At 34.6% G+C, this 11,978-nt stretch carries 10 protein-coding genes and 1 other annotated feature; all 10 genes read left to right on the top strand.

Features of this window, described 5'->3' with window-relative positions; all coding sequences use genetic code 11:
• Positions 1–65 precede the first annotated feature (65 nt).
• The 10 genes from rpsA to JOC59_RS07035 all read left to right on the top strand — a co-directional run bounded on the left by rpsA (position 66) and on the right by JOC59_RS07035 (position 11,728).
• A complete protein-coding gene (gene rpsA / locus JOC59_RS06990; protein WP_205144083.1) occupies positions 66–1,274 on the top strand; it encodes a 30S ribosomal protein S1 in 1,209 nt (402 codons plus the stop codon).
• A gap of 87 nt (positions 1,275–1,361) precedes the next feature.
• Entirely contained in the window at positions 1,362–2,672 is a 1,311-nt protein-coding gene (der, locus tag JOC59_RS06995; RefSeq protein WP_205144084.1) for a ribosome biogenesis GTPase Der, read from the top strand.
• A 154-nt stretch (positions 2,673–2,826) separates the two neighbouring features.
• Positions 2,827–4,089, top strand: a complete 1,263-nt coding sequence (locus tag JOC59_RS07000) for a tetratricopeptide repeat protein (RefSeq protein WP_205144085.1) — start codon at positions 2,827–2,829, stop codon at positions 4,087–4,089.
• A 116-nt stretch (positions 4,090–4,205) separates the two neighbouring features.
• Positions 4,206–4,925: a sulfite exporter TauE/SafE family protein gene (locus JOC59_RS07005; RefSeq protein WP_205144086.1), complete on the top strand. Its 720-nt coding sequence runs from the start codon at positions 4,206–4,208 to the stop codon at positions 4,923–4,925.
• Positions 4,926–5,042: 117 nt separating this feature from the next.
• Entirely contained in the window at positions 5,043–5,621 is a 579-nt protein-coding gene (locus JOC59_RS07010; protein WP_205144087.1) for a hypothetical protein, read from the top strand.
• 367 nt (positions 5,622–5,988) lie between these two features.
• A complete protein-coding gene (locus tag JOC59_RS07015) occupies positions 5,989–7,815 on the top strand; it encodes a bifunctional metallophosphatase/5'-nucleotidase (protein WP_239517054.1) in 1,827 nt (608 codons plus the stop codon).
• 63 nt (positions 7,816–7,878) lie between these two features.
• Positions 7,879–8,088 (top strand) — a binding site (T-box leader).
• A 53-nt stretch (positions 8,089–8,141) separates the two neighbouring features.
• Positions 8,142–8,726, top strand: coding sequence for an ECF-type riboflavin transporter substrate-binding protein (locus tag JOC59_RS07020; RefSeq protein WP_205144088.1), 585 nt, complete (start codon positions 8,142–8,144; stop codon positions 8,724–8,726).
• An 83-nt stretch (positions 8,727–8,809) separates the two neighbouring features.
• Positions 8,810–10,516 (top strand): ABC transporter ATP-binding protein, encoded by a 1,707-nt coding sequence (locus JOC59_RS07025; protein WP_205144089.1) that lies wholly within the window; start codon positions 8,810–8,812, stop codon positions 10,514–10,516.
• 11 nt (positions 10,517–10,527) lie between these two features.
• Positions 10,528–11,382 (top strand): energy-coupling factor transporter transmembrane component T family protein, encoded by an 855-nt coding sequence (locus tag JOC59_RS07030; RefSeq protein WP_205144090.1) that lies wholly within the window; start codon positions 10,528–10,530, stop codon positions 11,380–11,382.
• A gap of 103 nt (positions 11,383–11,485) precedes the next feature.
• Entirely contained in the window at positions 11,486–11,728 is a 243-nt protein-coding gene (locus JOC59_RS07035) for a CsbD family protein (RefSeq protein WP_205144091.1), read from the top strand.
• Positions 11,729–11,978: the final 250 nt, after the last annotated feature.

Below are 11,978 nucleotides of genomic sequence, written 5' to 3' on the forward strand. Positions count from 1 at the left end.
TAGTAAAAAATGACAAAGTAATGTATCATGTACTTTAGAGTCGTTTTATTGGAGGATTGTTTTTCATGAATGAAGAAAACAACGAATTATTAGCTGCCCTTGATGCTGCCACTGACATTAAAGTTGGTGATGTTGTGAAGGGTGAAATCTTGGTTTTTGACGATCAACGTCAAGCCATTGTTGGTATTGAAGGAACTGGTGTAGAAGGTGTTATTCCAGCTCGTGAATACTCAAGTAAACCTGATGCAGATATGACTGCCGAATTAAAAGTTGGCGATGTCTTAGACCTTGTCGTTATCCGTAAAATTGGTAGCGATAAAGAAGGTGGTTCATACCTTCTTTCTAAGAAGCGTCTTGAAGCACGTTTAGCATGGGATAAAATTGAAAAGGATCACAAACCTGGTGACGTTCTTGAAGTTCCTGTTATCCAAGCAGTTCGCGGTGGTTTGGTAGTTGATGCTGGTGTTCGTGGCTTCATTCCTGCTTCAATGATCGAAAACCGGTTTGTTTCAGATCTTAATCAATACAAAGGTCAAACTGTGCGGGCCCAAATCGTTGAAATTGATCCAGCTGACAACCGCTTGATCCTTTCACGTCGGGCTGTAATCGATGCAGAACGTTCAGAAGCAATTGAAAAGGTATTTGGTACCCTTAATGAAGGTGACGTAGTAGAAGGTAAAGTCGCTCGTATGACTGACTTTGGTGCTTTCGTTGACCTTGGTGGTGTTGATGGGCTTGTTCACGTTTCTGAAATTTCATATGACCGCGTTTCAAAACCAGCTGATGTCTTAAAAGCTGGTGAAACTGTTAAAGTTAAAGTACTTGGACTTGATAAAGAAAAGCAACGTATTTCATTATCAATCAAGCAAACTCAACCTGGTCCATGGGAAAAAATTGCAACTGAAGCACCTGAAGGAACTGTTCTTGAAGGAACTGTTAAGCGTTTAACTGATTTTGGTGCGTTTGTTCAAGTTGCTGCTGGTGTTGAAGGTTTGGTTCACATTTCACAAATTTCACACAAGCATGTTGAATCACCAGCTGAAGTATTGAAGTCAGGTGAAACTGTTAAGGTTAAGGTCTTGTCTGTTGATCCAGCAGCACAACGCTTAAGCCTTTCAATCAAAGCATTGGAAGAACGTCCAGCTTCAGAAAAGAAAGAAGATAAGCAAACTGATAATAAGCAAGCTTCATCTTCAGAAATTAAAAATTACACCGCTGACGAAGAAGAAGGTTTCACTATTGGAGACATTCTTGGCGATGATTTTAGCAAGTAAAATTGCCTCTGAAAAAAGAGATCGGCGACCCGGTCTCTTTTTTACTTTTTATTAAAAACTTTTATCCTTATAAGGAGGAACGATAACATGGCATATCCATTAGTGGCAATTGTTGGACGCCCAAACGTTGGTAAATCAACGATTTTCAACCGAGTCGTGGGTGATCGGATTTCAATTGTTGAAGATACTCCCGGTGTTACCCGTGATCGCATTTATGCACGGGGTGAATGGCTAGCAAGAGAATTTCGCCTGATTGATACAGGAGGGATTGACATTGATGATCAACCTTTCATGAAACAAATAACAGAACAAGCCCAAATCGCAATTGATGAAGCAGATGTAATTATTTTTATGGTCAGCGCGCAAGAAGGCTTAACAGATGCTGATGAACATGTGGCTAAGATTTTATATCGCGCCGATAAACCCGTTATTTTGGCAGTCAATAAGGTTGATAATGTCGAAATGCGAAATGATATTTTTGATTTTTATGCACTAGGCTTTGGTGATCCCTATCCAATTTCTGGTTCGCATGGAATAGGGTTAGGAGATTTATTAGACCAGGTTATTAAAGAATTTCCGGCGATGGAAAAAATAGATGAAGATGATTTAATTAAGTTTTCATTAATTGGGCGCCCAAATGTGGGTAAATCTTCACTAGTGAATGCGTTGTTAGGTGAAGAACGGGTAATTGTTTCACCAATTGAAGGCACGACCCGTGATGCAATCGATACCCATTTTACTGATGAACAAGGCGATGAATTTGTGATGATTGATACGGCCGGTATTCGTAAACGTGGTAAAATTTATGAAAATACGGAAAAATATTCCGTAATGCGAGCCATGCGGGCCATTGATGACTCAAATGTTATTTTAATGGTTATCAATGCGGAAGAAGGCATCCGAGAACAAGATAAGCATGTTGCTGGTTATGCGCATGAAGCGGGTCGGGCGATTATTTTAGTTGTTAATAAATGGGATACCTTGAAAAAAGATAACCGGACAATGCAAGAGTTTGAGCAACATATTCGGAATGAATTTAAGTACTTAGATTATGCGCCAATCGTCTTTGTTTCAGCTAAAACACGACAACGCCTTGATAAGTTACCAGCATTAATTAAGATGGTTGACCAAAATCATAAACGGCGAATCGCTAGCTCGGTATTGAACGAGGTTCTATTAGACGCAATTGCTACAAATCCAACACCAACTGTGCATGGGAAACGCTTGCGCATCTATTATGGTACGCAAGTTTCAATTCAACCACCAACATTTGTAATTTTTGTAAATGATCCAGAGATGATGCACTTCTCATATCAACGGTTCTTAGAAAATCAAATTAGAAATGCCTTTGATTTTACTGGAACACCTGTCCATTTAATTATTCGGGAACGTAAGTAATAGCAAGCATAAAGCTTAATCCAATTACGCCATACTTTTAAATTAGGGATAGTAAAAATTCATAAAAGAGCGCGTAACAAAAGACAACTAGTACTTTTGGGCCACGCTCTTTTTGCGTAATATGGTTAAAGCATACAAAGGAGAAAAATTAGTAATGACTTATTCTGAAAAAATGTTAGCTGCTTTAGATAAGGGGCAACTTGAAGATGCTAAAAAAATGTTTGGGTTAGCATTAAGAAATGATAGTGATGATATGTTATTTAGTTTAGCTGAGGAATTATATGGCCTCGGTTTTTTAAAACAAGCGCAAAGAACCTATCTAAAATTAATTGAGCGTTACCCTGATGCGGATGAATTAAAAACAGGCTTAGCGGATGTATTGATTGATGAAGGCGAAATTGATGCTGCATTAGGATACTTAAGCACAATTGAGGCAACCTCACCAGCTTACCTAGAAAGTTTATTAGTAATGGCTGATCTTTATCAAACAGAAGAATTGTATGAGGCAAGTGAGCAAAAATTATTAAATGCATATCAAATTGCACCTAATGAAGAAGTTATTTTATTTGGTTTGGCAGAGTTTTACTTTAATATGCGCCGCTTTAAAGAGGCCATTAAGTACTATAAAGAGTTAATCTTGATGGGAAATAAAACTTTTTCAAGAGTTGATCTAGTTTCACGGATTGGAGTTGCTTATGCGCAAGCCGGTAATTTTGATAATGCAATTGGCTATTTAGAGCAAATTCATGAAAGCAATTTAACGCCGGAAGTTAATTTCCAATTGGGATTTACTTATTTCCAATTAAAAGAATATGATAAAGCAATCACGGTATTGCAAAAATTAATTAGTACTGATGATCAATTTGCGAGTGCCTATCCTTATTTAGGACAAGCGTATGTTGAAACGAATCAATTAGCGGATGCGTTACGGACATTCCAAAGTGGTTTAGCTGTTGATGAATTTAATGAAACCCTTTATCGTTTAGCTGGGCAAGTCGCAATTAAGTTAGGTCAAATGCCATTAGCGGAACATTATTTTCAACAAGGACTACAAATTGAACCAAGTGATATGGAATTAGTTTTAAACTTATCAAATTTATATGTCCAAGTGCATAATGATGAAGCTAACATTGCGTTATTAAGTACTTACGTGCAAAATGATGAAATCGATCCGCAAATTTATTGGAATGTTGCTAAATCATTAACGCAAACTAATCAAGTTAAATTAGCACAGCAATATTGGGAAAGTGCCCAAGTCTTTTTTAATGATAATAGCGATTTTATGCGTGAGTTATTCTTATTCTACCAGAATAATGGTCAAAATGAGCAAGCACTGGCGATTGGTACAGAGTATATAAAACTACAACCAGATGATTTAGATATCATTGAGGCAGTTGCTAATTTAAGTGGTTATTAATAGGGTGAAGTATGTAAATAGCAATGATTCAAAGAAATAAGATGCATCAGTGGTCACTATTTAATTATTTTGTTATAGTTAAATTATGCTAAATAATGATCGTGTAGGTTAAGAAAATGTCGGATTTGTATAAAAATGAATTCAAAAGAGTTTCAGCGATACAGTACTTATTGAATGATCAAGGCTGTAATCAAGATGATTTTGAAAAATCAGCGGCATTTGTCTATATTCTCCATTATCCAAGTAATTGGCGCACGTTAACTGGCTATTATAGTTTTTCCAATTTTGATACGCAAGTGTGGCTCAAAAATCCAGCAATCAAAGATATAGTGACAGATGGTTTAACATTGGTTATTCTCAAATTAGTTGAAGATGCAATTTTAATTACACCAACGGGGAGTATGTACATTATGCCTTTAAAAATAACTGAACAGATCCCTTCATCAGAACGAAACCATAATTTGTATGTTAATTTATTTGAGACTGCACAAAATTTTTTAAAATCGCCACTCGCTGAGCAACCAGCTGTCGAAACGCGCTACCAAGATATTGATGATTTACAACATATTTTTGCACGGGTGCAGGCTAAAGAAGCACTAAAAGTTGCGCAAAAGGAGCGGAAAGCTAGGTATAAAAAGTTGAGACACCAGTTATTATGGGTGTTTTTAATAATCTTAGGTGTGTTGATTATGTTTAATCTAAAAACTGCTTTGGGGTGGTTATTCTTTTTCGTTGCTTCATGGAAATCTTCATGGAAATACGCCATTATTGGGTTATTACCATGTGGATTATTGTGGTATGGAATTGACGATTGGTATGATGATGATAATTATTGAAAAAATGTTAGATTGCTAGAGACTATTGGGCCTATTTATGGTATAAATAATATATATTGCAAGTATGTTGCTAAAATATTACAATAAACATAACATGCGACATCTAGGGGGACTATTATGAAAGCAAAAGCCATTATTTTAACGATTATTACAGTATTTGGTTTAAGTGTAGTTGGGACTAGTATTGAGGCTAGTACCGGGGCTGAACCTTCATTTGCACAAAAAAATCATGAAACCAAAGCACAAATCAAAAAATATAAAAGCAGTGCAAAAAAGTTATTTATTAAATCGCAAACGTACAGTATGAAAGGTGCTACGTATAATATTGAATACATTAAAGATGGCAAAAGTATGGTTATTTTAAATCATGAAATGATGTTTATGGTTAATGCTAAAACCAAAAAAGTTTATTTCTTTGACCAAACTAAGTATCATAACTTAGCCAAAAAGGTTAAGGGGCATGGTAAAACGGTGCAAGCACGTGCATTATCACGTGTTGAAAAACTCTATACGGTTCGGGCGGTTGATCGAGCAGCCGGCTTAGGTTTTAAGATTGTTAAAAAAACTAAGAGTGGTGTTGTTTACGTGAATTTATACGATAGGTCATCAAAAACTAATTTTCAAAGTTTTATTGTGAAAAATGGTAATGTTTACTGTCAAGGGCATTACACAAAACGGTTATATCGAATTGACTAATAGTTTACAAGCATTTAAGCTAATAAAAAGAGACTGAATTGAAGTGTTCCCCCAATATTGGACTAAAATCCAATATTGGGGGGTTTTTTGTATTGATCAAATATTCTAGAAAATTAAAAATAGACACCATTCAGGATTAACTAATTTTATTCTTAGATTATCGCTTAATAACGAAAAAACCGAACTTTATTTTAAACTGGATTGATAAAAATTATTTTTATCGGTGTTTATGCTCATTTTTACTAAATTTATACGAACTATATACAATTTTGTTGCTAATAAGTTCGTTTTTGATTAATTTTTAGGTAGCTATTAACTAAAATTATTGTTATACTATAACTAATTTTTGAGGAGAATAAGGAATATCATGAAAAAAATTGGATCAAATTATTTGTTTTTAATGGGATTATCAACAATTGTTGCAGGCTCAGTTTTATGGAGTAATACGCAAACAGTTAGTGCTGCTAAGACACTAAAGGTGACGAGCTATACCGATCAGTATAGTAAACCAAGTCTAGAACCTGATTTTCAAAAAGTTACTAAAAAGGATCAAAAGGCCATCGCTGTCCAAATTTTAGGAATTAATGACTTACATGGCGGTCTTGAAACAACGGGTTCAGTAACGATTGGCAATAAGACCTATAATGATGCTGGTACAGCAGCTCGGTTAGCAACCTATTTAAATCAAGCACAAAAGCAATTTAAAAAGGTTACTAAATCAAATAATACGTTGCGGTTAGAAGCTGGTGACATGGTGGGAGCAGCACCAGCTAATTCATCATTACTTGCACATGAATCAACGATGCATGTTTTAAAAGCAATGAATTTTAAAACCGGAACTTTGGGTAATCATGAATTTGATCGTGGACTAGGTGAATTTAACCGGATTTTAACTGGTGCAAAGCCAAGCAAAACTGCTGATAGTTTAGTTAAAAAATACCCACACTATAACTCAGGTTTAAATATAGTTGTCGCGAATGTTATTGATAAAAAAACTAAAAAAATACCATACGGCTACAAGCCATATACCATTAAAACTGTTAAACAAAATGGTAAAAAAGCAAAAATTGGAATTATTGGTATTGAAACTTCAACATTGCCTAGTTTAACCTTATATAATAATTATAAAAACTATGATGTATTAGATGAAGCAACTACAATTGCTAAATATGATAAGATTTTGAAAAACAAGGGTGTCAAAGCAGTTGTGGTTGTTGCCCATACTGGTGTGAGCACTGTAAGCAAACAAACCACAGGACCAACAGTTGATATTCTACAAAAACTTAATAAAATTGATCCTAATAATAATGTTGGTCTTTATGTAGCTGGGCATTCGCATCAATATGCCAATGCTAAAGTTGGTAAAACCCGTGTGGTACAAGCTGTTTATACTGGAAAAGCGTATGATAATAGTTGGGCATATATTAGCCCTAAAACTGGTAAATTTATCAATGTTAAGGCTCATGTTTATCCAGTACTATCAAGTAAGGAAGATCCTAAAACGAAGGCCAATTCAAAAGTTAGCAAAATTGTCGCACAGGCTGATAAGTTAGTCGCGCCTAAAGTTAATCAAGTCATTGGGAAAGCAAAAATTGCGACAAATATTACTGGTCGCTTAAATAATACCGCTACAATGGAAAATGCTGCGGGTGAGTTAGTTGTTGATGGTCAATTATATGAAGCAAAAAAAGCAGGCTTAAAGCCAGATTTTGCGATGACTAATACTGGTGGTGTTCGAGCTGACCTAGTTGTAAATCAAGATAAAAGTATTACTTGGGGAGCAGCCACAGCCGTTCAACCATTTGGTAATATTTTACAGGTTGTAGAAATGACCGGTGCTCAAATTAGAACTGCTTTAAATGAACAATATGATGAAAATCAGCAATATTATTTACAAATCGCGGGCTTGAAGTACACTTATGCTAAAAACGATGATAGCACGCAACCATATATTGTTAAAGATATTACAGATAGTCAAGGGAAGCCAGTTAAAGATGAGACAACATATCGCGTAGTAATTAATGATTTCTTACATGGCGGTGGTGATAATTTTTATGCATTTAAAAACACTAATATAATTGGTTCGGTTGGTACTGATACAGATACTTTTGTTAACTACATTAAAGATATGAGTACTGGTGATAATAGTGTTGTCGCACCAACGCTTGATCGCAAAGTCTTTTTGAATAATTAATTAACAAAAAATCATTGACAAAAATAATTAGATATTTATAATTTAGAGATATATTAATTTAATACAAATACAATGATTGAATGAGTAGGTTAAACTTTGTTTCAAGAGAGTCGATGTTATTAGGTGTAAGTCGATAGCAAATTAAGCTGAAGATGGTTCATGAGTATTTTAGAGTGAGTCGCTGATTAGCTCTAGACGAATGGCAATCGTTAACTTGCTTAACAGGGTCAATTTGACTAAAACAAGGTGGTACCACGGTAACGCGTCCTCGTATAGGGCGCGTTTTTTTGTATTAAAATAATAAAAAAAGATGAGGAGCTTTTAATATGGTGAAAGAGAAAAATATATTTTTAAAGTTATTATTTGGTGAATGGAATACAAAGACGGTTGTGGTGATTGCAATTGGCTCAGCATTATTTGGAGTTTTACTGGATTTTGCTGGAATTCCGGTTTATACAAATACTAAATTATCTGTGGCGTATTTAATTCCAATATATGTTGGAGCCTTATTTGGACCGATTCCAGCGGGATTAGTTGGTCTATTTGGTAATTTTTTTGCTGATTTGATTGGTGGTGCAGGTTTTTGGCCTGATTGGTGGATAGGAAATTTTGTTGCAACTTTTGTTATTGGATTATTACCATTGTATGGGGCTAATATTAAAGAAGGCCTGTTTACTAAAACACATGCGATTATTTTCAGTATCGTTTCAGTGCTTGGCTTGTTAATATCATTTGCCTTTATCGCACCAATTTTAAATACACTTTTTTATGGTGGTGAACAAGCGATTAATTTTGCCCAAGGCTATATTGCAGTAGTAAGTGATGGCATTGTAACCATTGTAGTAGGGGTACCGTTATTATTTTATTTGGCCAAACGGTTTCAAAAACATAGTAATTTGACAGTGGATTGATTAAGCAATAATGCTTAACTAATTTTTTAAGCCGCTAGGGCTAATTACTTTAAAATTTGAAAGATTAAAAAGAGGAAACCAAAATGACAGCACAAGATCACCAGCCAATTATTAGTTTTAAGGACTTTTCATTTCGTTATAAGGCACAGCAACAACCGACTTTAAAAAACATATCGTTTGATATTTATTCCGGTGAAAAGGTTTTAATTTTAGGACCGAGTGGTAGTGGTAAATCAACCTTGGCGAAATGTATTAATGGAATTATTCCTAATAAAAATGCAGGTGAGATAACTGGCACAGCGCTAATAAATAACCGAGCAATTACAGCGGTTAATATCTTTGAAAGAGCACAAGATGTTGCGACAATTTTACAAGATAGCAATGCGCAATTTGTTGGTTTAAGTGTTGGTGAAGATATTGCATTTTACTTAGAAAATAGAAATACACCGGTTAAAAAAATGCACGTAGCAGTCGAAAATGTTGCTAAGTTTGTTGGATTAGAAAAACAATTAAATCAAATTCCTTTTAATCTTTCAGGTGGGGAAAAGCAGCGAACAACCATTGCAGGTAGTATGCATGGTGAAGCGCCAATCATGGTTTTTGATGAACCGTTAGCTGCTTTAAATCCCCAAATGTGTGATCAGGTTATGCACATCATTGATCGTTTAAACAAAGAAAAAAATAAAACGATACTAATCGTTGAGCACCGACTTGAGGAGGTTTTGCAGCAAGCTGTTGATCGTGTGCTAGTTATGAATGATGGTCAAATTGTATTAAGTGGTACACCAGATGAAATTTTAGCAAGTAATAAATTACCGGCGTTAGGTATTCAAGAACCACTGTATTTAAACCTGATAAAACAAGTATATGGTTCACTAGCCACCAAGCAAAACATATGGAATGTGGATGTTTTAGCGGTTGAGCCATATATTAAACAATTTAAGCGGTATTTAAATCAAGAGAGCAACTATTATAGGAACAAACAGGATAATATTGGTGCGCCAATCATTAAAATTAGAAATGGGCAATTTAAGTATGATCAACGGACGGCCTTAATTTTACCGAACCTCGATATATATCAAGGTGAAACAATTAGTTTGATTGGGAAAAACGGTGCTGGAAAATCAACACTAGCAAAAATTTTAACGGGGATGTTAAAGCTACAACAAGGAACGATTACTGCTTTTAATAAAGACTATCATAACTTAACGTTGCAAGAAATCGGTCATAATATTGCGTATATTATGCAAGACCCCGATAAAATGTTGATTAAGGATACTGTGTTTGCTGAAGTGGCCTTTTCATTAGAACTACAAAATTTATCATCAACCGAAATTAATGAACGAGTAACCACCATTTTGAAATTAACTGATTTATATAAAATGCGCACTTGGCCGGTGACAGCACTTAGTTACGGTCAGAAAAAAAGGTTAACGATTGCAGCCGTGTTAGTTTTAGAACCTAAGTGTATTATTTTAGATGAACCGACAGCAGGCCAAGACTATGCACACTATCAAGAAATTATGACATTTGTTAAAAAATTAAACCAAAAAATGCAAGTAACAATTATTTTAATAACACATAATATGCAATTAGCACTTGAATATACAGATAGAGCGCTTGTTATTAATCAAGGTAAAATTGTCGCTGATAAACGACCATTTGAAATTCTAACAGATCCTAAACTTGTCAGTGAGAATGGCTTAGCATTAACATCTATATATCGATTAGGTTTAAAAATGGGTCTAGATGCTAAAAAATTAGTGGCATTAAGTAATAATAGAAAGTAAGGAGTAGTTAAATGAATAATACGTTCGTGATTGATTATGTGCCTGGCAAGACAAAATTACAACAATTACAAGGAATTAGTAAATTAGCCTTATTAGGTGTCATGTTAATTTTTATTATGATATCATTTGACATCCGCGTTTTAGTACCAATGTTCATTTTTAATACCGGTTTAGTCATAGCCACAAAACCAAGTTGGCAAAAAATTAAGGGTTTGTTGTACTTTATTTTAATTACTAATACTATCAATGTGTTGTTAATGTATCTTGTCTCACCCGATATTGGACCGCAAAGTATCGGTAGCAAACATGTTATCTTTGAAATTATTGGTCGTTATAATCTTTCAGTTGAAACACTTTTTTATCTAGGCGTGCGCTTTTTAAAAATTATGTGTATGTTTGTCGCTAGTTTATGGTTTATTTTAAGTATTACACCTAGTCAACTCGCACAAGGTTTATATAAATTACACGTTCCATACCGTATTTGTACGGTAGTTGCATTAGGATTACGAGCAATTCCAGATATTTTGCGCGATTATCAAGCAATTAACCAGGCACTACAGATGCGTGGTTTAGAATTAGATAAGCGGAGAGCCTCTGTTTTTAAACGCTTAAAGCATGCAATGATGATTGTTATTCCACTAATTTTAACAACATTTGAGCAGGTTGATACAATTGCTAGTGCGATGGATTTACGATTATATGGTAGTACCAAAAAGCGTAGTTACTATATAGAGAAACCATTAACAAAAGTAGACTATTTAGCATTAGCCGTGGCTGGCCTCTTATTATTAGTTTTAATTGCTTATTGTTTAGGAGTTGTTTTGCATACACAAGTTGGTGCCAGTCGAATTTGGTATCCCCGTTAATTTTAAATTAACTGAACTAATATTGTAATTACGGAGTGCTAATGTTTGCAAACGCTAAAATTTTTTTGTTATAATAGTCCCAACAATTAAAGGGGGTAAGATTATGTCATTTGAAGATAAAGCAAAAGGTTTTGCAGATCAAGCTAAGGGTAAAACTAAGGAAGTTACTGGAAGTGTGACTGGTAATGAAAAGCTAGAAGCTAAAGGTAAAACTGAGGGTTTTTTAGGTAAAGCTAAAGAAGCTTTTGGGGATACTAAGGATAAAGTAGCAGAAGCTGGTGATGAAATTGCTAAAAAATTTAACGACACCGTTGATTCAGTACGTGATAAAAAAGACGATAAATAAGTTTTAATAATATCTAGCTAAAATATTGAACGAAATCTCTTGTGTTGGTGAAAACCAAACGAGAGATTTTTTTGCTTAGTTAGGGTGAATTTTTTTTATTTAAGACTAGTATTTATTAATAATGTAGTGTAGTATATAGGTACAGCAGTGCCACGAAGGAGGTGCCACTTGGAATTTAAAGCAAATATACCAATTTATTTACAAGTTTATGATTTAATTTGTGATCGCATTATTGGGGAACAATATTTAC

It is taken from the genome of Periweissella beninensis (assembly GCF_016908275.1).
Taxonomy (GTDB): Bacteria; Bacillota; Bacilli; order Lactobacillales; family Lactobacillaceae; genus Periweissella; species Periweissella beninensis.